A 24,412-nucleotide genomic window follows, 5' to 3' on the forward strand; every position below is an offset into this window, starting at 1 on the left:
TCCTCCCGTATTGCTTCGTCAGTCTGCCAGTTCCAGCCACAGTGTGGCCAGTGGCGGAGCGTGCAATGCGCCGCTGCCCGTCCGAGTTCCCCGGGCCCGGCGATAACCGCGCCCATATTGCCGATTCCGGAGCCGCCATAGACTTCGGAATCGGTGTTCATGATCTCCCGCCACGTGCCGGTTTCCGGCAGCGGTATCCGGTAGTTCTCCCGCACCACCGGCGTGAAATTCGTGACGACCGCGATCGGCTTCTCCCCGGCGCCTTGCGCAGCCAGACATAGACGGATTGCTCATGCGCGTCCGCCATCAGCCATTCGAAGCCTTCCGGCTCGCAATCGCGGGCGTGCAGGGCCGGCTTGTCCTTGTAGAGATGGTTGAGGTCGCGCACGAGATTGCGCATGCCGGCATGGCTGGGATAGTCCAGCAGGCCCCAGTCGAGACCGCGCGCCTCGGACCACTCGCTCCATTGGGCGAATTCCTGGCCCATGAACAACAGTTTCTTGCCGGGATAGCCCCACATGAAGGCGTAATAGGCGCGCAAGTTGGCGAATTTCTGCCAATCGTCGCCCGGCATCTTGGCGATCAGCGAACCCTTGCCATGCACCACTTCGTCATGGCTGAGCGGCAGCACGAAATTCTCGGAGAAGGCGTAGAGCAGGCCGAATGTCAGCTCGTTGTGATGGTGCTTGCGATGCACCGGGTCGCGGGCCAGATATTGCAGCGTGTCGTGCATGAAGCCCATGTTCCACTTGAAGCCGAAGCCGAGGCCGCCGTCATGCACGGGTGCGGAGACCTTCGGCCAGGAGGTGGATTCCTCGGCGATGGTGATGATGCCGTGATGCGAGCCGTAAAGCTGCTTGTTCATCTCCTGCAGGAACTGCACGGCTTCCAGATTTTCCCGTCCGCCATATTGATTGGGCACCCACTCGCCGTCTTTGCGCGAATAATCGAGATAGAGCATCGAGGCCACCGCATCGACGCGGAGCCCGTCGATATGGAACTTCTCCGCCCAATAGAGCGCCGAGTTGACGAGGAAGCTCGCCACTTCCGTGCGGCCGAAATTATAGATCGCGGTGTTCCAATCGGGATGGAAGCCCTGGCGCGGATCGGCATGCTCGTAAAGCGCCGTTCCGTCGAAGTCGCGCAGGCCGAATTCGTCAGTCGGAAAATGCGCCGGCACCCAGTCGAGGATAATGCTGACGCCGACTTTATGCGCGCCGTCGACGAAGCGCGCGAAACCTTCAGGCTCGCCAAAACGCGCCGAGGGCGAAAACAGGCCGGTGGTCTGGTAACCCCAGGAGGGGTCGAAAGGATGTTCGGTGACCGGCAGGAACTCGATATGGGTGAAACCCATCTCGACGCAATAGGGGATCAGCGCGTCGCCGAGCTCGTCCCAGCTCATCATTTCGTTGTCGGCCTTGCGGCGCCAGGAGGCGGCATGGACCTCATAGATGGAGATCGGCTGGCGCCGGGCGTCGACGCTAGACCACCAGGCGCGATGGGCGGCGTCCTGCCAGTCATGCGCCATTTCGCCCGTCGTCACCGAGGCGTTTTTCGGACGCAGCTCCGAGCGTCGTGCAAAGGGATCGGCCTTGAGCGGCAGAAGCGCGCCGTCCTTGGCGAGGATTTCGAACTTGTAGGTTTCACCCGTGCCGATGCCGGGGATGAAGATTTCCCAGACGCCGGTGTCGGCGCGGTGGCGCATCACATGGCGGCGACCGTCCCAATTGTTGAAATTGCCGACGACGGAGACGCGGGCGGCGTTCGGCGCCCAGACGGCGAAATGGAAGCCGTCCGCTCCCTCATGACGCAGCGGATGCGCGCCGAGCCGATCGAACAGACGCTGATGCGATCCCTCGCGCAGATAGAAGTCGTCGAGCGGGCCGAGCACCGGGCCGAAGCCATAGGGATCGACCACGTCCCAGGAGCCGAGCGCGTTCTGGGCATGGTAGCGCAGCGGTTGCCGGCTCTTGATCGAGACGGGGCCTTCGAAGAAGCCGGCGGCGTCGCGACGGGGAATTTCCCCGCGACATCGCCGCCGAGCGTATAGGCGATCACGCTTTCGGCGCCCGGGATGAACGCTCGCGCGATGAACTGTTTGCCGAATTCATGCACGCCCAGCACAGCGAACGGGTTGGCGTGCACGCCGTTGACGATGGCCGCGACTTCCTCGTTGAAGATGCGGAAATCCCTGTTGTCCTTCGCGCGCTCGGGCGCAGGCGCGCCGGAGCCCGCCTCCGCAGAAGCATCGGGCGCAGTCCGGTCGTTCGCAACTCCTCCCCCAGAACCTGTCTTGCGTCCGGCCGTTCCCGCCTTTTGGCTCATCCCGCTCTCCAGATTTCCTTGGCGTATTGCCGGATCGTGCGATCCGACGAGAACCAGCCCATGCGGGCGGTGTTCTTGATCGCGGTGGAGAACCAGGCGGACTCATCCGTCCAGAGCTCGTCCATATCGCGTTGGGCGGCGGCATAGGCGTCGAAATCGCCGGCCACCATGAACCAGTCATGCTGATAGAGGCCATCCACCAGGCTCGAAAAGCGGCCGGGATCATCCGGCGAAAAGACGCCGGACGAAATGGCGTGCAGCGCCTGGGACAATTCGCGGGAGCCTTCGATGAGCGCGCGGGGATTGTGGCCGTCGGCGCGCGCCTTGGCGACTTCTTCGGCGGTCATGCCGAAGATCTTGATGTTCTCGGGACCGACGCAATCGCGCATTTCCACATTGGCGCCGTCGAGCGTGCCGATGGTCAGCGCGCCGTTGAGCGCGAACTTCATATTGCCGGTGCCCGAGGCCTCCATGCCCGCCGTCGAGATCTGCTCGGAGAGATCGGCGGCCGGCACCAGCATCTCGGCGAGCGAGACATTGTAGTTCGGCACGAAGACGACCTTGAGCAGGCCGCGAACGGCCGGATCGGAATTGACGACACGGGCGACGTCGTTGATCAGCTTGATGATCAGCTTGGCGTTGTGATAGCTCGGCGCCGCCTTGCCGGCGAAGATCTTCACGCGCGGCACCCAGTCGAGCTCGGGGCGCGAGCGCATCTGGTCGTACAGCGCCACCGCTTCGATGATGTTGAGGAGCTGGCGCTTGTATTCGTGAATGCGCTTGGCCTGGATGTCGAACATCGCCGAGGGGTCGATCTTCAAGCCCATGCGGCTCTGGATCAACTGGGCGAGACGGGCCTTATTGTCGCGCTTGACGGCGGCGAACCTTTTCTGGAACTCGGCGTCCTCGGCGAATTTATTGAGATCCTGCAACGCCTCGGTCTCGTCGAGAAACTTGTCGCCGATCGTTTCCCGCAACAGGTTGGTGAGATCGGGATTGCATTGCTGCAGCCAGCGACGCGGCGTAATGCCGTTGGTCTTGTTGTATCCGCTCCGGATAGAGCTTGTGCAGATCCGAAAACACCGTGACCTTCATGAGGTCGGTATGAAGGGCCGAGACGCCGTTGATCGAATGCGAGCCGACAAAGGCGAGATTGCCCATCCGCACGCGACGGTCGCCGCCCTCGTCGATCAGCGAGATCGAGCGGATCTGAGCGTCGGTGAAGTTCCGCTCCTTGCGCGCTTCCAGCAGGATCTTGGCATTGATGCCGTAGATGATCTGCATGTGACGCGGCAGCAGGCGCTCGAACAGCGGCACCGGCCAGGTTTCCAGCGCTTCCGGCAGCAGCGTGTGGTTGGTGTAGGAGATCGTCTTGCGCACCAGTTCCCATGCGGCGTTGAACTCGTAGCCGTGCACGTCGCAGAGCAAGCGCATCAGTTCGGCGACGGAAACGGCCGGATGGGTGTCGTTGAGCTGGATCGACACTTTGTCGGGCAGGTTGTCGAAGGTGTTGTATTGCTGGCGGTGCCGGCGGAGAATGTCCTGCAGCGAGGCGGAGGAGAAGAAAAACTCCTGCCGAAGACGCAGCTCCTGGCCCGCCGGCGTGGCGTCGGCGGGGTAGAGCACCCGCGCCAGGCTTTCGGCCTTGTTGCTCTCGCGAAGCGCGCCGATATGGTCGCCGGCGTTGAAGGCGTCGAGCAGGATCGGGTCGATCGGCTGGGCGGTCCACAAGCGCAGCGTGTTGACGCGCTTGCCGCGCCAGCCGACGATCGGCGTGTCGCAGGCCACCGCGATGACGCGCTCGGCCGGCTTCCATACATAACGGGCGTCGCCATCGGGGGCGAGGACGGATTCCACCTGGCCGCCGAAACCGACTTCGTAAGCGCTTTCGCGGCGTTCGAATTCCCAGGGATTGCCGTGGGCGAGCCAGGTTTCCGGCAGCTCCACCTGCCAGCCGTCGGCGATCTGCTGGCGGAAGAGGCCGTGGACATAGCGGATGCCGTAGCCATAGGCGGGAATGTCGGTGGTGGCCATGGATTCCATGAAGCAGGCGGCGAGGCGGCCGAGACCGCCATTGCCGAGCGCCGCATCCGGCTCCAGCGCCGCGACGAGGTCGATCTCGACGCCGAGCGTCTTCAGCGCGTCGCGCAACTCCTCCATCAGGCCGAGATTGGAGACGGCGTCGCGCATCAGGCGGCCAATCAGGAATTCAAGCGAAAGATAATAGACGCGTTTGCCGCCGGAATCATAGGTTTCGCGCGTCGACGCCATCCAGCGGTCGATGATGCGGTCCCGAATCACCAGAATGGCGGCGGTCAGCCAGTCATGCGGCTTGGCGACTTTCACATCCTTGCCGATCCGGTAGGTCAGTCGTTCGACGATGTCCTTGGCGAGGGCTTCGGGATCGGTCGGACGCGGCGACGGAAAGGGGATTTCGGACGTCTCAGTATGTATGGTCATGGTCTTCTCGATGTCGCTACCGAATTGGAAATGTCGATGCAGCCTTTATGCGCATCGAAGGTGACGGGACGATGAGCTGAGCGGGTTCATGCGACGCATAAGTTCCCTTCGGCCTGGCATTTGTTGCAGACAATGCGACCTTGCCCAATCTGGCGTTTCCCCTTTGCGATGCCGGTCTGTCCCCGCCGAACATCTTTGTTGTTTCGACGATAATAGGCATTCCGCGACGACAAGATCAACTGTTGATCGACAAACAAAAAAACCGCCGGCGCGGGGCCGGCGGCAAGTCGTGCGGGGCAGGCAAAAGAAAACGGGTCTACTGGGTCAGGCGAGTCGCCGTCTCCGTGGCGCGTTCGCCGATATATTCGAAGGCGGCGTTGAGATCGTCGGCGTCCTCGGCGGAGAAATAATGCGCGCTGGTGGTGGCGCAGTAATTGAGCAGCGCCTTGCCGCGATCCGGCGCCATGAAGGCCACGGAATAGACTTCGATGCCGGCGGTCCGGGCGGCGTCGCACCATTGTTTCGTGGTCGTGTCCGCGGAGGTGTAGTTGTTGTCGCCGTCGGTCATGAAGACGATGAATTTGGAGGGAGTCTGGCCGTTGACGGCGGCATGCGCCGCGTCCTCGGTCGAGGCGTTCAGCGCCTGATAGGCCGTCTTGAAGGCGGCGCTCGAATCCGTGCCGCCGGTGGCGGTCAGCGCGTTGATATAGGTTTTGGTCCGGCTCTCGCCCCAGGCCAGATTGACCGGCGTCTGCATGGCGGAATTGTAGGAAACCGCCGCCGTGCGGACGAGGACCGTATCGGGGTCTGCGTCGCCTAGCTGCGTCATCAGGTTGTTGGCGGCGTTCCGAAGCGCGGTGATCTTGTCGTAATAGGTGTAGCAGGTATAGGTCTTGCGACCGTAGCGGCAGGTGTAGGAGCCTGAAACCGTGTTGGTGTATTCCGCCATCGAGCCCGAACGGTCGAGCACCAGATACATCGACAAGGCGTTCTTGCTTTCGGTCGTCGACATGGTCGAGGCGCTGACGGTGATCCGCCCGCTGTCCTGGCCCAGAAAGTTCGATAGGGTGGAATAATCCACGTCGTAGCAGGTGGTGACGGTGACGTTGTATTTCTTGGCTGTGCCGACCGTCGTCGTCTGCGTCGCGTTCACATGAGTGCAGGAAGCAAGGTCTGACTCTCTGTTCTGCTCTTCCGCTTCGTCGACATTGGCCTGGTTGGACATCTGGCCCTTGACGAAATCCAACGCGAAGGCCTGGGCCTGATCGGTCGTGATCGTTTGCTTGGCGAGCGCGGAAGCCGTCGCAAGCGCCGCGGCGTCGGCTGCGGCCTGCAGGGCGTTCTTGTTGGCGATCAGTTGCGAGGCGTCGATGGCGAGGCCCGCCGCGCCCAATCCCACCGGCAGGATCAGGGCGCTCATAATCGAGAAGTTGCCGCGCTTGTCATTCAGCAGGCGGCGTAATTCGGTATAACATCTACCGTGCAGTCGCATCATGCTACTCTCGTCATGGAGTGGTCATGGGGCGAAGGTTAACAGCGATGTCTTGTCGTCAGGTTTCCCGGCGAACTCGGATTTAAGGCAAATTTTACCGGTCTTTACAGGGTTTTAAGCCTTGACCGGAATCACGTCGACGGCCTGCGTCGTCGAATGGCTGCCATAGCTCTTGAGCACACCGATGACGGGAGCGACATCGGCGTAATCGCGGCCGAAACCGACGCGGATATGGTCGGAGCCCGCCATGATGTCGTTGGTCGGATCCCATTCCATCCAGCCGGTCGCCCGCCCGCACCAGACGCGCACCCAGGCATGCATGGCGTCGGCGCCTTCGAGCCGCTCCTTGCCGGGCGGCGGGATGGTGCGCAGGAAGCCGCTGACATAACCGGCGGGCACGCCGAGCGAACGGAGCGCGACGATCATGACATGGGCGAAATCCTGGCAGACGCCTTTCTTCAGCCTGAAGGCTTCCTTCGCAGGCGTGTCCACCTTGGTCGCGCCGGGCAGATATTTGAACTCCTGATAGATGCGTTTGCACAAAGCCGTCGCGGCTTCGCGGATCGACATCTCCGGCTTGACGATGTTTTTCGCCCAGGCGGCGATCTCCGGCGCAGCTCCGAGCCGCGGGCTGTCGTTGAGAAAATGATGCGGCGCATCGGCATCCACCGACCAGCAGTCGGAGATCTCCGAACCGAGCTTGGCGACCGTCGGCGAAAAATCCGCCTGCGGCGGCAGGTTCTCGACCTGTACGCGCGCCTGCAGCCGGATCTCCATCTTGTCATGCGGTCGACGGAAGCTGACGGCGACGGCGGGATTCTTGAAGAAGTCGACGAAGTCGGAGCGCTCCTCCGGCTGAGGGGCGAAGCTGATCGTGCCGGCGATCAGCCGTTGACAAGGCCCGAGCGTCAGCGGAAGAACGCGCACCATGTGGCGGGCGCCGCTGGCCGGGACCTCGTAGAGATAGCCGATCTTCATCGAAATGTCGTAGAGCATGGGCGAGGCCTAGCCGATATAGGTGCGGGTGAGGAGATCGGAGAAGGTTTCCATCTCCCGTTCGAGACGGGCGTAGACATCGACCGACATGCCTTCCGGCGTCATCAGCGCGAGCGTCGAATAGAGCCTCAGCGCCTCGCGATGCACCGGCGACATCTGGCCGTTGACGATGGCGTTGGGCAATTGCTCGACTTCGGTCTTGATCTCGTTCAACTGGTAGAGAACCGAGCGCGGATTGAGCGGATCGAGCGCCAGCAGATCGGTCACGGTGACGCTGGCGGTCGCGACATTGTAGCGACGGCGGTGCGTCATGACGCTGTCGCCGATCTCGATCAGCATGTCGAGCGCGCCGTCGGGCGCATCCGGCCCCGAAAAATGGCCGAGCAACCTGGACATATGCAGACCGCGCTCGAGATAGCGGCCGATCGACAGGAAGCGCCAGCCAGTGAAACGATACATGTTTTCATGCACGAGACCGGCGAAGCCCGCGAGCTTGCGCAAGAGCACGGTCATGGCGCTGGTGGCGTCGTCGCCGGGATGGATCTTTTCGCGGAATTCGCGCGCGGTCTTGGAGAGATCGTTGAGCGCCAGCCAGCCGTCCGGAGAGAAGCGGTCGCGGATGTTCGACGCCGAATAAAGCGCGCTGGAAATGTTCATCAGCAGGCTTTCGGGCACCTGCTCCTCGGTGTCGATGTCGAGCGCGGCCAGATAATTCGAAACATTGGCGAGCAGCGGCTGCTTGCGATCGGCGTATTCGGCGAAACGGCCGTGCCAGGCGCGCAGGATGCGCAATGCGCCTTCCGCCCGTTCGATATAGCGACCCAGCCAGAACAGATTGTCGGCGGCGCGGCTCGGCAGGCTGCCGGGCATGTTGCGGGTGAAATTCTCTTCCGAAGGCAGCAGGGTCGACCACTTGACCGGTTTGTCGGAGACGATCCAGACATCGGCGACCGAGCCGCCCTTCTGCATGGCTATCGCCGACACGTCGTCGCCGGCGCCGATACGGGCGAAGCCGCCCGGCATGATGGTCCAGCCGTCGCGGGTGCGGGCGGCGAAGACGCGCAGACTCATCGGACGCGGCGCGAGCTTGCCGTCGACGAAAGCCGGCGTGGTCGACAGTTTGACGATCTCCTGGCCGACGAGGCGACCGCCGCGTTCCGCCAGCGTCTTAAGGATTTCAGGGTCCTTCTCGCGTAGCAGCCGGCCGGGCTTGGATTCGCCGGCGTCGTCGAAGAAGGGCAGTCGGGAATAAGCGGGTCCGATGACCATCTTGTCGAGATGGCGCGCCACATGTTCGCGTTCTTTCTTCTGCCCGCACCACCAGGTGGCGATTGACGGCAGCTTGAGATCCTCGTTCAACAGCCGGCGACAGATGGCCGGCATGAAAGCGAGGAAGGCGCGGGTTTCGAGAAGTCCGGCGCCGAGCGCATTGACGATGGTGACGGTCTCGGCGCGCAATGCCTGGGTCAGGCCCGGCGTGCCGATCTGCGAATGCTGGTTCAGCTCCAGCGGATCGGCGTAGCTGGCGTCGAGGCGGCGCCACAACACGCTGACCGGCTTGAGGCCGGCGACCGTGCGCACCATCACCTGGCCGTCGACCACGGTCAGGTCTTCGCCCTCCAGCAGCATGAAGCCGAGATAGCGGGCGATATAGGAATGTTCGAAATAGGTTTCGTTGGCCGGGCCGGGCGTCAGGATGGCGATGCGGTCGTCGGCGTTTTTCTTGTAGCTCTGCAACTCGTCTCGAAACGCGCCGAAGAAGGAGGCGAGGCGGTGGACATGCGTTTCCGCATAAATGTCGGAAAAGGCGCGCGTGGTGGCGACGCGGTTTTCCAATGCGAAGCCTGCGCCCGATGGCGCCTGGGTTCGATCGGCGAGCACCCACCAATTGCCGTCGGGACCGCGGCCGATCTCGAAGGCGACGAAGTGAAGAAAATGGCCGCTGACCGGCTTGAGCCCGTGCACCGGACGCAAAAATTCCGGATTTCCGGTGATCAGGCCGGGCGGCAGAAAGCCCTCCTGCACCAGCCTGTTGTCGGAATAAATGTCGGCGGCGATCTGTTCGAGCAGTTCGGCGCGTTGCACGAGGCCTTCGGCGAGATTTTCCCATTCATGCGCGTCGATCAGCACCGGCACATGGCTGAGCGGCCAGGATCTCTCGGCGTTCGGCGCGCCGCCATAGGCGCGGTAGAAGACGCCGGCGTCGCGCAGATAACGGTCGGCCTTGTCGAGACGCCGCTCCAGCTCCGGTTTCGGCATGCGGGCCAGCGAGTCGACGAAATGACGCCAGACCGGGCGTACCTTTCCGTCCGGTCCCAGCATCTCATCCGGCGCGCCGGCGATCGGCCTGTAGTCGAAAGCGCGGTCCGCCAAGGCTTTGTCGTCCTTCCTGCCGCTCGCTTCAATTCCTGCCAATTCAGACTCCTGGCGGCCTTCTGAGATCCAGCGTCAACGGGAACTCGGGGTGAGGTTGCTCCGGCCAGAGCGGATATCGACCGGCCGTATGTCCCCAGGGTTCGAAGCGCGCCAGCCGCCGGGCCTGCGCTTCGTAGCCGTTGACGGGGAAGGTCTCATAGTTGCGCCCACCAGGATGAGCAACATGATAAATGCAGCCGCCGACGGCCTTCCCCGTCCATTGATCATAAATGTCAAAGGTTAGCGGCGTGTTGACCGGAAGAACCGGATGAATGCCGGCCGCCGGCTGCCAGGCCTTGAAGCGCACGCCCGCCACGGCGGGGCCGCCGGCGTGGGTTTGCGTCAGCGGCACGGGCCGGCCGTTGCAGGCGACGGTGAAGCGGCCGGGATTGGCGTTGTCGAGCTTGACCTGCAGGCGTTCGACCGAGGAGTCGACGAAGCGGGCCGTGCCGCCCACCGCGCCGGTTTCGCCGGTTACGTGCCACGGCTCCAGCGCCTGACGCAGCTCAAGACGCGCTCCTTCGTAAGACACTTCGCCATAGAAGGGGAAGCGGAACTCCAGCTGCGCCTCGAACCATTCGGGGCGGAAATCGAAACCATGCCGACGGAGATCCGCCAAGACATCCATGAAATCGGCCCAGACGAAATGCGGCAACATGAAACGGTCATGCAGCGCCGTGCCCCAGCGGGTGAAACTGCCCTCCAACGGCGCTTTCCAGAAGCGGGCGATCAGCGCGCGGATCAGCAATTGCTGGGCGAGCGACATGCGCGGCTCCGGCGGCATTTCGAAACCGCGGAATTCGATCAGGCCGAGGCGGCCCGTGGGCCCGTCCGGCGAGAACAGCTTGTCGATGCAGATTTCCGACCGATGGGTATTGCCCGAGACGTCGACGAGCAGGTTGCGGAACAAACGATCGACGAGCCAGGGTAAGGGCGGCAGGCCCTTGCCGGGCGCGGGCACCTGTGCGAGCGCGATTTCCAGCTCATAAAGCCCGTCGTGGCGCGCTTCGTCGATCCGCGGCGCCTGGCTGGTGGGGCCGATGAACAGGCCGGAGAAAAGATAGGACAGCGACGGATGGCGCTGCCAGTAGAGCACGATGCTCTTGAGCAGGTCCGGCCGGCGCAGGAAAGGGCTGTCGGAGGGCGTGGCGCCGCCGACGACGACGTGGTTGCCGCCGCCGGTGCCGGTGTGGCGACCGTCGATCATGAATTTTTCGGCGCCCAAGCGGCAGAGCCTCGCTTCCTCATAGACGGCGGAGGTTATGTCGACGCAATCCTTCCAGCTCGACGCCGGATGGATGTTGACCTCGATGACGCCTGGGTCGGGCGCGACGCGGATGACGTTGAGCCGTTCGTCATGCGGCGGCGTGTAGCCTTCGATATGAACGGGCAGCTTCAACGCGCTCGCGGCGCGCTCGGCGGAGGCGACGAGATCGAGATATTCCTCCAACGTCGCGGTCGGCGGCATGAAGACGCAGACGCGGCCGTCCCGCACTTCCACGGAGATCGCCGTGCGCACGCGGCCGCCGATTTCCTCGTAAGACTGTCCCACCGGCTGATCGCGCTGGCCGATGTCGCGCTGGAAGGAATGCTCCGGCATGACGCGACCCGCCTCGGTCGAGAAATCCGGCAGCGGCGGCTTCTCGATCATCGGATCGGCGGGGTTGATATAGGGATACCAGGACGGCGAAATATAGGGCAGGGCGTTCAGCGGCAGGCGGAAACCTACGGGACTGTCGCCCGGAATAAGATAGATGCGGCCGCGGCGCGTGCGCCATTGCTCGGACACCCAAGTGCGGCCGGAAACACGCGCCTGCCAGGCCTGCACCGGCAGCACATAGCCGGCCGGCGTCGTCAGATCGTTGGCGAACACTTTGGCGATGCGGCTGCGCTCTTCCGGGTCCTTGAGCTTGGAATTGGAAGGATCGACATTTTCCGGCAGATTGGCTTCCCGGATCACCCATTCCGCCGGATCTTCATAGGCCGGCATGACATTGTCTGTCTTTATGTCGAGTTCGACGGCGATGGCCTGCAACAGCCGTCCCGCATCTTCATGTGTGACCTTGTGATCGTTGGTCTCGATGGCGATGAGGCTCGGATCGTTCCAGATCGGCAGACCGTCGCGACGCCAATAGAGCGAGAAGGTCCAGCGCGGCAGGCTTTCGCCCGGATACCATTTGCCCTGACCGTAGTGCAGGAAACCGCCCGGCGCAAAACGATCGCGCAGGCGGCGGATCAGCGTATCGGCGAGGCCGCGCTTCATCGGCCCGACGGCGCTGGTGTTCCATTCTTCGGCCTGGAAATCGTCGATGGAGACGAAGGTCGGCTCGCCGCCCATGGTGAGACGCACATCTTCCGCTTCGAGATAGGCGTCGACCTCTTCGCCGAGCTCGTCGAGCTTTTCCCAGCTGTCTTCTGGAAACGGCTTGGTGATCCGCGGATGTTCGGAAACGCGCGTCACCTTCATGTCGAAGGCGAATTCGGTTTCGGCCTTGCCGAAATAGCCGCCGGTGATGGGGGCGGCGTTCTTGAAATGCGGCGTGGCGGCGAGCGGTATGTGGCTTTCGCCGGTCAGAAGCCCCGAAGTCGGGTCCAGTCCCACCCAGCCTGCGCCGGGGATATAGACTTCGCACCAGGCATGCAGATCGGTGAAATCGACTTCGGTGCCTGAAGGGCCGTCGAGCGCCTTGAGATCGGGCGCGAGCTGGATCAGATAGCCGGAGACGAAGCGGGCGGCGAAGCCGAGATGGCGGAGGATCTGCACCAGAAGCCAGCCTGTGTCGCGGCAGGAGCCCTTGCGGGCGCCCAGCGTCTCCTCGGGTTCCTGAACGCCGGGCTCCATGCGGATGACATAGCCGATCTCCTGTTGCAGGCGCGCATTCAGCGCCACGACCATGTCGACGGTGTGCTGGCCCTCGGTCCTGTCGAGGGTCTTCAGGAAAGCGTCGAGAAGCGGCCCTGTCGGTTCCGGCTTGCGGTAGATCGACAGGTCTTCGACGAGATCGTCGGAATAATCGAACGGCCAGGCCTGGGCCGATTCCTCGACGAAGAAATCGAAGGGATTGTAGACGGTCATGTCGGCGACGAGATCGACCTCGATCTTCAACTCGGTCACCGGCTCCGGGAAGACGAAGCGGGCGAGGTAGTTGCCGTAGGGATCCTGCTGCAGATTGACGAAGTGATTGGACGGCGTGACCTTCAGCGAATGGCTGAGCACCTTGGTCTTGGAATGCGCCGCCGGCTTGAGGCGGATGATCTGCGGGCTGAGGACGACCGGATTGTCGTAGGTGTAGTGCGTGAGATGATAGATGCTGGCCTTGATCGACATAAGCGCGGTGGTTCCCCTTGTTTGAAAGGGAGTTTGTGCAATGCAACGCGCGAAAGCAAGCGGCATTTGCCGCTCGCCTAAAGCAAATTGACGGTAATATTTCTGGTTATTTCAAGCGGAAAAGGGCGCCGTTTCCGCTTCGAGAGCGGACCAATCGTCGCAAAGTATCATTTCGGCCGGGACGCTCACGTTTCCGGTCCAGCCGTAGACGCAGAGGAAAGGCTGGTTGCCCGAACGGAAGGCGTGCGGCGCCCAGGCTTCGTTCCAGACCGGCTGATGCGCGGGCCGCCAGTCGAGCGCCTCGCCCGCCTTAAAACGCCAGCCATTCGGCCCGGTAAAGGGCGCGTAAAGTTCCGGGGCGGCGTGCTTGTGATCGCGGTAGAGAATGTTCGGGCCAAAGCCGAAGAGGCCGAGATCGAAGTCCTCCGCCTGGATCAGCCCATATTCGCCGATCAGGATCGTCGCGCAATGGTTGGTCGCGTAGGTCTCGCCGATGATCTCGCGCGGATAGGGATCATAGGCGCGCCAGTCGAGATAGGGCATGGCGGCGCGGATGGCGCCGGCGAGCGCCTCTTCGCCATGGGCCGTCATCCAACTGAGCGCCGTGTCGACATGGTCGACGGCTTTGATCCGGTTCGGGGCCTTCTCCCGCACCGGCCCGTCGCGGAACCGTGCGACGCCGGCGCGGACGTCTGCGACGCCCGGACCGTTGAAACGGCCGAGATAATCGTCCAGCGCCGCGATCAGCGTGCGGATGATCTGTTCGAGGTTCTGGACAACTGCCATCATATTTTCCTTGTCACGCCCGGCAGAACGCAGAGCATTTCATAGAGAATATTGGCGCCGATCAGCGCTGTGTTGCCGGAGGGATCGAAAGGCGGGGAGACTTCGACGAGATCGCCGCCGACGATGTTGAGGCCGGCCGCGCCGCGGACGATTTCCAGCGCCTGCCAAGTGGTCAGCCCGCCGACTTCCACAGTGCCGGTGCCCGGCGCGAAAGCCGGGTCGAGACTGTCGATGTCATAGGTGAAATAGACGGGCGCATCGCCGATCTTGGCACGGATGTCGGCCATCAGCGGCGTCATGGATTTGCCCCAGTAATCCTCGGCCTGCACCACCGTCCAGCCCTTGGAGCGGCCCCAATCGAAATCGTCGGGCGAGTAGCCCGATCCGCGCAGGCCGATCTGGAAGACCTTGTCGTTGATCAGCAGACCGTCGTCATAGGCGCGGCGGAAGGGCGTGCCATGGGCGATCTTCTCGCCGAACATCTCGTCGTTGATGTCGGCATGGGCGTCGATATGGATCAGCGCCACGGGGCCATGCTTTTTGGCGATGGCGCGCAGGATCGGATAGGTCAGCGTGTGGTCGCCGCCGAGCGTCAGCGGGATGCAGTCATGGCCGAGGATCTCGTCATAGGCTGCGGTGATGATGTCCACCGTCTTCTTGAGATCGAAAGTGTTGATGGCGACATCGCCGATATCGGCCACTTGCAGGCTGTCGAAGGGGGCTGCGCCGGTGGCCATGTTGTAGGGCCGGATCATGCAGCTTTCCTGACGGATCTGGCGCGGCCCGAGCCGCGTGCCGGAGCGGTTGGACGCGCCGATATCGAGCGGTATTCCGACGAAGCAGACGTCGAGGCCTTCGGCCGTGGCTTGCGTAGGCAGGCGCATCATGGTCGAGGGGCCGCCGAAGCGTGGCATCTCATTGCCGCCGAGGGGTTGGTTGAACTGGGTCATGGTGTTCTCCCTTGTCATGAAATCTGTTCGCCACTCGCAAGCGCGCCAGCCTTGTACGGGTCGGCTCACACCGTTGCAGACGCGAAGCCTTTTGCACGACGTCATCCTCGGGCTTGTCCCGAGGATCTGCAAGCCTATGATTTTGCAGATCCTCGCTTGCTCAGCAGATCCTCGGGACAAGCCCGAGGATGACGACCATGGGGCTATTCACGCACAGCCTTCATCGCCTGATCCCGCACCTCCGGGCCAAACAGAACCAGCGTCGGCTCGGTGTTCCTGGCGGCGGCTTCGACGAGGTCGAAGAGATCCTCGAGGGTGTCGGCGCGGGCGGTCTCCCAGCCATAGGCCTGGCCGAGCGCGAGGAAGTCCGGGGTGAACAGATCGACGCCCAGCGGCGGGATGTTCTGCGACATCATATAGGACTTGATCTCGCCATAGCCCTTGTTGTCGTAGAGCAGCAGGGTGATCGGCAGGCGCGCTTCCATGGCGGAGGCCATTTCGGCGATGGCGAATTGCACGCCGCCGTCGCCGGCGAGCGCGATGACCGGGCGTTCCGGGGCCGCGCGCTTGGCGCCGATGGCGGCCGGCAGGCCGTAGCCGAGCGTGCCGTAACCGGTAGCCGAATTGAACCAGGAGCCGGGCGCCGCCGAGGCGAAGCCGAGATTGCCGGCATAGACGAGCTGGGTGGAATCGCCGACGAAGATGGCGTCGGGCAGCCGGTCGCGGATGGTCTCGAGGATACTGAGATCGCCGAGCATCTGCGGTGAGAGATCCTGGTTGGGATTGGTGACGACATGGGCGGCGCGGGCAGAGCCGTCGCGCGACGCGGGCTCGACGAGGGCGGCCAAGTGGCTGGCGGCTTCGGCGCTGTCGGTGACGATGCCGATTTCGGGCAGGATGGTGCGCATGATCTGGGTCGGGTCGATGTCGACGCGGATCAGGCGGCCGGGTATCGTGAAGAAGCCGTCCTCATACATGTCGTAATCGGTCGGGCCGAATTCGGTGCCGATGGCCAGCACCACGTCGGAGGCCTCGATCATCTGCCGCGTGGCGGAATAGCTCGCCGAGAGCGACACGGCGAGGGGATGGCCGACGGGCAGAAGACCGCGGGCGTTGGTGGTCATGACCACCGGGGCATCGAGCATTTCGGCGAGCGAGCGTATTTCCTCGGCTGCGCGCACGGCGCCGCCGCCGGCGAGTATCACGGGGCTTTTTGCGGCGTTCAGCAACTCCGCGGCGGCGGCGATGTCATCGGATTTCGCTTCGGGGCGGCTGAGCCGTGGGATGGAGCGGGGAGCGGTCAGATGTTCGGCGGAGGCCAGCATCACATTGATCGGCAGTTCGATATGCACGGGGCGGGGCCGGGCGCTGTCGAAGACGGCGAAGGCGCGGGCCAGCGCCGGGGCGAGTTCCTCGGGGCGGTTGACGGTGTAACTGAAGGCGGCGACGTTTTCGACCAGCGCCCGCTGGTTCGGCAATTCATGCAGCCAGCCTTCGCCAGAGCCCATGCGGCCGTGGCTGTTGACGGTCGAGATCACCAGCATGGGGATGGAATCGCCATAGGCCTGGCCCATGGCGGTGACGATATTGGTCATGCCCGGGCCGGTGATGATGAAGCAGACGCCCGGCTTGCCCGAGACGCGGGCGTAACCGTCGGCCATGAAGCCGGCGCCCTGTTCGTGCCGGGGGTGATGTGGGTGATCGAACTGCCGGCGAGGCCGCGATAGAGCTCCACCGTATGCACGCCAGGAATGCCGAACACCGTGTCGACGCCATAGGCTTCCAGAAGCCTGGTGAGATACATGCCCGTGCTGATCACGTCGCGCTCCCTTGCTGCGAGTCTGTTATTCTACAATTGTATAATTTCACGGCGACGGCAAGTCAGGCGGCGGGCTTTTTGTCGCCGCTCGACAGGACCGTCTTCACCAGCACGCCGATCACCACCAGCACGATGAGGATCACCGAGATCGCGGCGATGGCGGGGTCGATATTGTCGCGCAAGCCCATCCACATCATGCGCGGCAGGGTGACGGCGTTGACCGAGGTGATGAACAGCGTAACCCCGATCTCTTCCCAGGAGAGAACGAAACCCATGAAGGCGGCGGTGATCACGCCGAAGCGGATATTCGGCAGAATGACTTTGAAGACGCGCGTGAACACGCCGGCGCCGAAACCGCGCGCTGCCAAATCGATGCGCCGGTCGACCTGCGACAGCGCCACCAGGATCAGCACCACGCCATAGGGCGCGATCATCACGGCATGGGCCAGCGCCACGCCGAGCGGCGTGTCATAGCCTATCCAGTCGTTGAGTTTCGACAGCGAAGTCAGGAAGAAATACAGCGTGATGGCCGAGACGACCGGCGGCGCCACCATCGGTATCAGCACGAAACCGATCAGGATGCTGGAGAACCACGGGCGGAACATCCAGACGCCGAGCGCGAAGGCGAGCGCCATCGCGGTCGCGAAGGCCGTGCTCATCAGCGCGATGGTGAGCGACAGCCAGGCTGCCTGAGCCCATGCCGGATTGGTGACGAGCGCCTGGTAATGCCTGAGCGACCAGACGCCGCTCGGCATCGACAGGAAGCGGGCAGGGGTGAAGGACACCGGCGCGACCGCGATCAGCGGCATCAGCAGAAAGATCGCGACGAAGGCGGCGGCGATGACGGCGAGAGTGGAGGGCTTATACATGGCGCAACCTCACTTGAGCATGCCGCTGGGGCGCGCATAGCGCATCAGCAGGGACAGCAGCAGGCCGACGACGATCATCATCAACACGCTGATCGCCGCGCCCAATCCCCAGTCGGGGCTCTGGAAAATGCGGAGATAGATGAGTTCCGCCGCCATCACGGAGCGGCCGCCGCCGAGGATCGCGGGCGTGATGAAAAAGCCGAGCGCGAAGACGAAGGTGAGGATGGCGGCGCCGAGAATGCCCGCGCCCGTCATCGGCAGATAGACCTGCCAGAACACCCGCCTCGGCGTCGCGCCCATGCCGCGCGCGGCGAGCAGCACGCGTTCGTCGAGATTGCGCATGGCCGATGCGATCGGGAAAACGGCGAAGGGAATGAGGAAATGCGCCATGCCGAGCACGACGCCAAATTCGTTGCGCACCATGGTCAGCGGCTCGGAAATGACGCCGAGTTGGGTAAGCCAGGTGTTGAGCAATCCGCGATTGGAAAGCAGCGCCACCCAGCCGAAGGCGCGGGTCAGGACCGAGATCCAGAACGGAATGAGGATGCAGAGCTCCATCGCCAGCCGCTGACCGGGCGTGCCGCGCACCCAGATATAGCTGATCGCATAGGCCGCGGTGACGGCGACCAGAGTGACGATCAGGCAAATGCGGAAGGTGCGCACCATCACCGACAGGATCAAGGGATCGGTCGCAGCGGCGGCATAGTTCTGAAGACCCGGCTCCGGAAGGGTCACGCTCCATTCCAGCACGCCGAGAAACGGCATTACATAGGCCGCCGCCAGGAACAGTATCAGCGGGCCGATTAGGACGAAAGGCTTGAGACTGTGCGGCATGGCGGGGTTCCGGGAAAAATGTAGGTGGTGCGCCGCCCCTCATCCCCCTGCCGGGACCTTCTCCCCGTAAAACGGGGAGAAGGTGGATGTGGCAAGGTTGGCGCACCATCATCCTTCTCCCCGCGAGCGGGGAGAAGGTGGCGGAAGCCGGATGAGGGGCGGACGCGAGCTTTAGGCCGAGATAATCTTGGTGTAGGCGTCGAGCGCCGGACCGTAATTGGTTTCGTACCAGCCCATGTCGAGCGCGATCTGCTTCTTCATGTTTTCGGGATCGACCGGGTTGAGGCGCTTCTTGTCCTCGGCGACCAGTTCGTCGGCCGCCGGGTTGGCCGGGCCCTGGCCGAGCATGTCGAACATGACGATCTGCTTTTCCGGATCCTGGGCGGAGGCGATGAACTTCATGGCGGTGTCCTTGCCGCCCGGATTGCCCTTCACCACGCCCATGGCGCCGGGCGAGATCAGGCCCTGGTCCCAGACGAACTTGATCGAGCCGCCGGAATCCTGTTCGATCAGGCCGGCGCGGGTCGACCAGATCAGCGCCATGGACGCTTCGCCGTTCAGCAGCACAGACTGGCTTTCGGCGCCGCCGCCCCAATAGGAAACGACATTGTCCTTGAAGGCCGCGAGCTTCTTGTGAGCGCGATCGAGATCGAGCGGGTAGAGCTTGTCGGGCGTCACGCCGTCGGCGAGGAGGGCTGCTTCCCACATGCCGGCGCCCCATTTGTAGAGCGAGCGCTTGCCGGGAAATTTCTCGACGTCGAAGAAGTCGGCCATGCCGGTCGGCACCTTGTCGCCGAATTTCGAGGCGTCATAGGCGATGATATAGGAGAAGAAATAGGTCGAGGCCGCATATTTCCAGCCGAAGCCGGGGCGCATCTTGTTCTTGTCGACGATCGCATAGTCGATCTCTTCCATCATGCCCTTCTTGCCCAGCGCTTCGGCGGAGAAGGGATCGACGTCGACGATGTCCCAGCTCGGCTTGCCGCCCTTGACCTGCGCTTCGATCGCGCCTTCGGTCGGGCCGGAGCCGTCCTGCTTCACGGTGACGCCTGCCTCCATCAGGAAAGGCTGCCCGTAGGCGGCGTCATAGGCCGTGCCGGCGTCGCCGCCCCAGTTGACGAAGACCAGTTCGTTGGCGGCAGCTTCAGCGCCCTTGGCCCGCAGCGCGAGCGGCGCGCCTGCCAGCAGGAAGGCGGCGATCTGGGTAAAGCGGCGGCGCGAAATCTCCCCCGCGCGGCTTTGGCTTCCAATATGTCCAGGCAATCTCTTTCGAATTTATCAGTCATGTCGTTCACCTCTGTTTTATGGTTCTGGCAGGCGCATTCCCTCGGGCCGCTCGGGCCCGGCCGGAAACTCAGAGAAAATAGCCGCGTTCTTCCGGCCAGCCCGCGAAGGCGCGGGCTCCGGGCGCAAAATCGGCTGGCGTCAGATGGGTCGGCAATTCCGCGACGAGCGTCGCGCCGTCGCCGGTCACGGTGGAAAAGCGGGTGACGCCGCCGAGATAGGTCGAAGACGTGATGGTCACCGGCAGGGCGTTGCCCTGCGTTTCCCGCGTCTGCGTCAGGGAAATATATTCCGGCCTGACGGCGATGGTGTTCGACAACGCGCCGGCGTCGGGCGCCAGGCGGACGATTTCGCCGGCGCAGCGCGCCACATAGCCGTCGCCGCTGAAGATGGCGTCGGTGACCGGGAGAATGTTGATGTCGCCGAGGAATTCGGCGACGAAACGGTTGGCGGGCCGGTCGTAGATCTCGCGCGGCGGCGCCACCTGCTGCAATTGTCCATGGTTGAAGATCGCCACCCGGGTCGACAGCGCCAGCGCTTCCGTCTGGTCATGCGTCACGAAGACGAAGGTGGTGCCGGTTTCCTTGTGCAGCCGGCGCATCTCCTCCTGCATCGAGCCGCGCAAATTCTTGTCGAGCGCCGAGAAAGGTTCGTCGAGCAGGAGAACGGACGGTTCGAAGGCGAGCGCGCGTGCGAGCGCTACGCGCTGCTGCTGCCCGCCCGAAAGATCCGCAGGACGCTTTTTCTCGTGGCCGCGCAGGCCGACGGTGTCGATCATCTGGTCGACGCGGGCCTTGATTTCCGAGCCGCTCCGGCCCTGAACCTGCAGCGGGAAGGCGATGTTCTTCTCGACCGACATATGGGGAAACAGCGCATAGCCCTGAAACACCATGCCGAAGCCGCGCTTTTCTGCGGGAAGACGGGTGATGTCGACGCCGTCGCGCGCCAGCGTTCCAGAACTCGCCTCGACGAAGCCGGCGAGGATCATCAGGAACGTCGTCTTGCCCGAGCCCGAGGGCCCCAGCAGCGTCAGGAATTCTCCGCGCCCGATGGTCAAGGACACATCGTGGAGCGCTTTGAAATCACCGTAAGTCTTCCCGATTCCTTGAGCGGAAAGTTCTGCCGCCCGTCTCGCAGTCTGCATCGCTGTTCCCTTTTTTGGGGAGCCTATGGGTGATGCGGCGCTTGCACAAACGAAATCTTTTCGCCCTACCGACAAATTTCATTCACCTATAATGCGATCGGCGCCTCACAGCCTTCGCTGCGCTGCATCATTTTTCATCACCTCCGATTTCAACCAGGACGAAAAGGCGGCGACGGTCTGATTGTCGGCTTTGGCTTCGGAAACGACGAGGTAATAGGCGCGGCTCGACTGGATGTTGAGGTCGAAGGGGCGGACCAGATGGCCGAGATCCATTGCGCTGCGGCAAATGAATTCATCGCCCATCGCCACGCCTTGTCCCGCCATTGCGGCGGCATAGACGAGGTTCATGTCGGAGAAGAGGATGCCGCTCTGCGCCAGCGACCTGTCCAGCCCCGCCTGCGTCAGCCACAACTCCCAATCCTCGTGGTCGACGAGATGCAGCAGGGTCAGCTTGCCGATATCCGCCGGACCCGACAGGGCGGCGCCCTTGTTGAGGAGAACCGGGCTGCAGAGCGGCGTAAACTCCACCTCCGCCAGCAGCTCCACCTGCATATCCGGCCAATGGCCATGGCCGAAGGCGATGAACACGTCGACGTCGGGATTGGAGACGTCGTCGAGGCGGCCGGGCGTGGTGATGGACAGGCGAACGTCGGGATGGATGTCCTTGAAGCCGCCCACCTGGGCGCAGAGCCAGCTGGAAGCGAAGCCGGGAGGGCAGGAGACTTTCACCGAGCCGGTGACGCCGCGATTGGCGTGGCGCGCCGCAGAGCCGGCAATGGTCGTCAGCGCCTTGCGCACATCCAGCGCGTAACCCAGGCCCTGCTCGGTCAGTTCGACCTTCGTGCCGATGCGGTTGAGGAGTTGAAAGCCGAGATCGCGTTCGAGCAGCCGCAATTGGTGGCTCACCGCCGACCGTGTGAGGTTGAGCTCGTCGGCCGCCTTCCAGACGGAGCCGTGGCGGGCGAAGCTTTCCAACGCGCGTAGCGCCTGCGTGGAGGGAATGCGGGTCATGATCGATCTCCCATGATGCCCCAAGGCTAGCCAAATCTTGGGCAATGGTGAACCGAATTTGCATGAGGCCGGAAAACAATTCACTTTTTCAAATAAGCGAGTTGCGCTGTAGTGCCCATCGACGAATTTCCCAAGGAGAAGCGGCCATGGCCGACACGGCGGCGCAAGCCCACGCCCTAGCCCAGATCGATGCGACGGCGTCGACGCGTTCGACCTGGACGTCGACGATCTTCGACTTCGGCGAGACGGCCTGGCGCGAATATCGCTCCGCCGAATGGTATGTGAAGACGCTTCGTGCGCATGGCTTTTCCGTCGAGGAAGGCTCCGCCGGCATGCCGACCGCGTTTGCGGCGCAATGGAGCAACGGAGCCGGCCCCTCGCTGGGGCTCTACGCCGAATATGACGCGGTGCCGGGAAATTGCCAGGCGGCGGCGGTCGAGAAGCGGCCGCGCGAGGGCCTGAGCGTTCATGCCGGCGGGCATACCGATCCGCATTCCGGCCTGGGAACGGCGGGTCTGGCTGCGCTTCTCGCGATCAAATCGGCGATGGAGCGGCATGACATCAAGGGAACGCTGCGCTTTACCGGCGAGCCGGCCGAAAAGGTGCGCGGCTCCAAGCCCATCCATGCCGCCAGGGGCTATTACGACGGTCTCGACGCCATGCTGTCCTTCCACCCGTTCTATATGCTGCCGATGTGCAACACGGTGCGGCTGGAGACGCATTGCGGCGCCGCCTATTCGATGATCTATCGCTTCCTCTGCGACGAGCCGGAAGGCTGGGGCCGTTCCGATGGCGCGCCGATCCCGCAGGCGCATTCCGCCGTCCGCGCGCCGGGCGCCAATGACGCGCTGATGCTGATGTATATGTCCTCCAAAGGCCTGCGCGAATCCATGCTGCCGCATATGGGCGGCTGGTCGGTCTCCGAAGCGATTCTCACAGCCGGGCAGGCGACGGCCGACAATCTGCCGGCCGGCCTCGCCGAGATCCAGTACATGCTGCGCATGCCCACCATCGACATGGCCGAGCAGGTGATTGCCGTGCTCGACCGCAACGCCGACGCGGCGGCGCAGATGTCCGGTTGCCGGGTCGAGCGCCACTGGGTGTGCAAATCGCGGCCGGGCCTGCCCAACCTGGCTTTGGCCGGAACGGTGTGGGAGACGATAAAGTCTGTCGGCGCCCCGCAGTGGGATGAGCAGGCGCGCGAGATCGCTCGCGCCGTGCAGAAGAATTGCGGTGTCGAGCCGATGGATAATCCCTTTCTCGACGAATGCGAGCGGCTGATCGATCCCGAGGAGGCCGAGGCGATCCTGAGGCAGGATCTCGCGCCATCGCAGACGCATTCGACGTCCGACGATTACACCGATATGAGCTGGCACGCGCCGCTCGCCCGCTTCTACATCGCCCGCCCCACGCTCAAGGGCCCCAATGGATTTCGCTATCCGGCCTGGGCGATGAATGCGCTCGGCGGCATTCCCGAGACCATCGACCCCATGGTGACGACGGCTGCGAAGGTGCTGGCGCATGCGGGTTTGCGCATCCTCGAAGATCCCGCCACGCGCGCCGCCGCCAGGGCCGAGTTCGAGACCCGCACCGGCGGCGGCGTCGGCGGCGACCGCTGGCTCGCTCCGCTCTGCGACTACGACCCGCCCATCCAGTTCCGTTGGCCCGAATATGTCGAGACGCCGCGCGGCCGCGACTGGTGGATACCTTCTCTTTGACTTGTGACTTTCGAATTCGCCCCCGCAAACCCAGGAGACCCGATCATGACCAGCCCTTTCAACGAGCCCTTCTCGCTTCAGCGCCGCAGCCTCACCGGAAACACGCCCAGGCTCACCGCCTGGGGATTTCAGAACGAAACAGATCCCTTGACCGACGTGCTGCTGGGATCGCCCGCCTATCTGCGCCACATGGCGACCAGTTCGCTGTCGCGCAAGCATCTGCGCGAAAACCCCTGCAACATCCAGACAGCACAGGCGCAGCACAAGGAACTGGTGTCGGCCTATGAGCATTTCGGCGTGCGCATTCACTGGCATGAGCCGACGCCGGAACTGCCGATGCAGGTCTATAGCCGCGACTCCTCGGTGATGACGCCTTATGGCGCGATCATCACGGCCATGGCGCAATGGTGGCGGCGCGGCGAGAATTACGCCGCCATCCGCACCTATGAGAAACTCGGCATCCCGATCTACGACATGGTCACCGCCGGCACGTTCGAAGGCGGCGATTTCAACGTGATCGAAGATGGCGTGGTGCTGATCGGCTGCGGCGGCGCCCGCACCCAGGAAGAGGGCGCGCGCCAGGTGAAGGAATGGTTCGACAAGGAAGGCTGGGAAACGCGCCTCGCCTTTATCGACGAATATTACGTGCATATCGACCTGATGGTGGTGCCGATCGCCGAGAAGCTGACCGCCGTCTGCCTTGACTGCACCGATCCCGCGATCGTAACCTGGCTCAAGGACAAGGGGCATGAGATCGTCAACGTGCCGTTCCAGGACACGATGGCGCTCGGCTGCAACTTCATGTCGCTCGGCAAGGACCGCATCATCGCCCCCACCACGAGCAAGACGCTGATCGAGCAGTTGAAGGCGCGGGGCTTCGAAGTGGCCGCCGTCGACACCAGCGAGATTTCCAAGACCGGCGGCGGCATCCACTGCATGGCGCAAGCCCTGAAGCGCGAAGCCGCCTGACACGCAGGAAGG

At 63.4% G+C, this 24,412-nt stretch carries 12 protein-coding genes and 4 pseudogenes; 2 read left to right on the plus strand and 14 right to left on the minus strand.

What is annotated here, in order from left to right; all coding sequences use genetic code 11:
• Positions 1-18: 18 nt before the first annotated feature.
• The 14 genes and pseudogenes from glgB to H2O14_RS17455 all read right to left on the minus strand — a co-directional run bounded on the left by glgB (position 19) and on the right by H2O14_RS17455 (position 21,713).
• Positions 19-2,181, minus strand: a pseudogene (glgB, locus tag H2O14_RS17390) (1,4-alpha-glucan branching protein GlgB).
• A gap of 140 nt (positions 2,182-2,321) precedes the next feature.
• Positions 2,322-4,785: pseudogene (locus tag H2O14_RS17395) on the minus strand (glycogen/starch/alpha-glucan phosphorylase).
• A gap of 316 nt (positions 4,786-5,101) precedes the next feature.
• Positions 5,102-6,280, minus strand: a complete 1,179-nt coding sequence (locus tag H2O14_RS17400) for a vWA domain-containing protein (protein WP_246697430.1) — start codon at positions 6,278-6,280, stop codon at positions 5,102-5,104.
• 111 nt (positions 6,281-6,391) lie between these two features.
• Complete coding sequence (locus tag H2O14_RS17405) at positions 6,392-7,273, minus strand: transglutaminase domain-containing protein (protein WP_182828637.1); 882 nt, start codon at positions 7,271-7,273, stop codon at positions 6,392-6,394.
• A 9-nt stretch (positions 7,274-7,282) separates the two neighbouring features.
• Positions 7,283-9,646: a circularly permuted type 2 ATP-grasp protein gene (locus H2O14_RS17410; protein WP_246697639.1), complete on the minus strand. Its 2,364-nt coding sequence runs from the start codon at positions 9,644-9,646 to the stop codon at positions 7,283-7,285.
• 43 nt (positions 9,647-9,689) lie between these two features.
• Entirely contained in the window at positions 9,690-13,016 is a 3,327-nt protein-coding gene (locus tag H2O14_RS17415; RefSeq protein WP_182828638.1) for a DUF2126 domain-containing protein, read from the minus strand.
• Between the two features lie 111 nt (positions 13,017-13,127).
• Complete coding sequence (locus tag H2O14_RS17420; protein WP_182828639.1) at positions 13,128-13,802, minus strand: dimethylsulfonioproprionate lyase family protein; 675 nt, start codon at positions 13,800-13,802, stop codon at positions 13,128-13,130.
• Entirely contained in the window at positions 13,802-14,752 is a 951-nt protein-coding gene (speB, locus tag H2O14_RS17425) for an agmatinase (protein WP_182828640.1), read from the minus strand. The genes H2O14_RS17420 and speB overlap by 1 nt, the downstream gene beginning before the upstream one ends.
• 203 nt (positions 14,753-14,955) lie before the next feature.
• Positions 14,956-16,556, minus strand: a pseudogene (locus tag H2O14_RS17430) (5-guanidino-2-oxopentanoate decarboxylase).
• Between the two features lie 77 nt (positions 16,557-16,633).
• Positions 16,634-17,440: an ABC transporter permease gene (locus tag H2O14_RS17435; RefSeq protein ID WP_182828641.1), complete on the minus strand. Its 807-nt coding sequence runs from the start codon at positions 17,438-17,440 to the stop codon at positions 16,634-16,636.
• A gap of 9 nt (positions 17,441-17,449) precedes the next feature.
• Positions 17,450-18,274 carry an ABC transporter permease gene (locus tag H2O14_RS17440; protein ID WP_182828642.1) on the minus strand — a complete coding sequence of 275 codons (825 nt, stop codon included), beginning with the start codon at positions 18,272-18,274 and terminating at the stop codon, positions 17,450-17,452.
• Positions 18,275-18,445: 171 nt separating this feature from the next.
• Positions 18,446-19,560, minus strand: a pseudogene (locus tag H2O14_RS17445) (ABC transporter substrate-binding protein).
• Between the two features lie 68 nt (positions 19,561-19,628).
• Positions 19,629-20,702, minus strand: coding sequence for an ABC transporter ATP-binding protein (locus tag H2O14_RS17450; protein ID WP_182828643.1), 1,074 nt, complete (start codon positions 20,700-20,702; stop codon positions 19,629-19,631).
• A 105-nt stretch (positions 20,703-20,807) separates the two neighbouring features.
• Complete coding sequence (locus H2O14_RS17455; protein ID WP_182828644.1) at positions 20,808-21,713, minus strand: LysR substrate-binding domain-containing protein; 906 nt, start codon at positions 21,711-21,713, stop codon at positions 20,808-20,810.
• 146 nt (positions 21,714-21,859) lie between these two features.
• Here H2O14_RS17455 and H2O14_RS17460 point away from each other — a divergent pair, with 146 nt between their 5' ends.
• Both H2O14_RS17460 and H2O14_RS17465 read left to right on the plus strand, forming a co-directional pair.
• Positions 21,860-23,431 (plus strand): amidohydrolase, encoded by a 1,572-nt coding sequence (locus tag H2O14_RS17460; RefSeq protein WP_182828645.1) that lies wholly within the window; start codon positions 21,860-21,862, stop codon positions 23,429-23,431.
• 45 nt (positions 23,432-23,476) lie between these two features.
• Positions 23,477-24,400 carry a dimethylarginine dimethylaminohydrolase family protein gene (locus H2O14_RS17465; protein ID WP_182828646.1) on the plus strand — a complete coding sequence of 308 codons (924 nt, stop codon included), beginning with the start codon at positions 23,477-23,479 and terminating at the stop codon, positions 24,398-24,400.
• Positions 24,401-24,412: the final 12 nt, after the last annotated feature.

Origin of the sequence: Rhizobium sp. G21 (genome assembly GCF_014158035.1) — a bacterium.
In the GTDB taxonomy this organism is placed as follows: domain Bacteria; phylum Pseudomonadota; class Alphaproteobacteria; order Rhizobiales; family Rhizobiaceae; genus Rhizobium_E.

What these genes read in the sequence shown, in the direction of transcription:
- H2O14_RS17455 (WP_182828644.1), bottom strand. Translation starts at nt 21,713, where the DNA reads ATGACCCGCATTCCCTCCACGCAGGCGCTACGCGCGTTGGAAAGCTTC.
- H2O14_RS17435 (WP_182828641.1), bottom strand. Translation starts at nt 17,440, where the DNA reads ATGTATAAGCCCTCCACTCTCGCCGTCATCGCCGCCGCCTTCGTCGCG.
- speB (WP_182828640.1), bottom strand. Translation starts at nt 14,752, where the DNA reads ATGACCCAGTTCAACCAACCCCTCGGCGGCAATGAGATGCCACGCTTC.
- H2O14_RS17465 (WP_182828646.1), top strand. Translation starts at nt 23,477, where the DNA reads ATGACCAGCCCTTTCAACGAGCCCTTCTCGCTTCAGCGCCGCAGCCTC.
- H2O14_RS17400 (WP_246697430.1), bottom strand. Translation starts at nt 6,280, where the DNA reads ATGATGCGACTGCACGGTAGATGTTATACCGAATTACGCCGCCTGCTG.
- H2O14_RS17440 (WP_182828642.1), bottom strand. Translation starts at nt 18,274, where the DNA reads ATGCCGCACAGTCTCAAGCCTTTCGTCCTAATCGGCCCGCTGATACTG.
- H2O14_RS17450 (WP_182828643.1), bottom strand. Translation starts at nt 20,702, where the DNA reads ATGCAGACTGCGAGACGGGCGGCAGAACTTTCCGCTCAAGGAATCGGG.
- H2O14_RS17405 (WP_182828637.1), bottom strand. Translation starts at nt 7,273, where the DNA reads ATGCTCTACGACATTTCGATGAAGATCGGCTATCTCTACGAGGTCCCG.
- H2O14_RS17420 (WP_182828639.1), bottom strand. Translation starts at nt 13,802, where the DNA reads ATGGCAGTTGTCCAGAACCTCGAACAGATCATCCGCACGCTGATCGCG.
- H2O14_RS17460 (WP_182828645.1), top strand. Translation starts at nt 21,860, where the DNA reads ATGGCCGACACGGCGGCGCAAGCCCACGCCCTAGCCCAGATCGATGCG.
- H2O14_RS17415 (WP_182828638.1), bottom strand. Translation starts at nt 13,016, where the DNA reads ATGTCGATCAAGGCCAGCATCTATCATCTCACGCACTACACCTACGAC.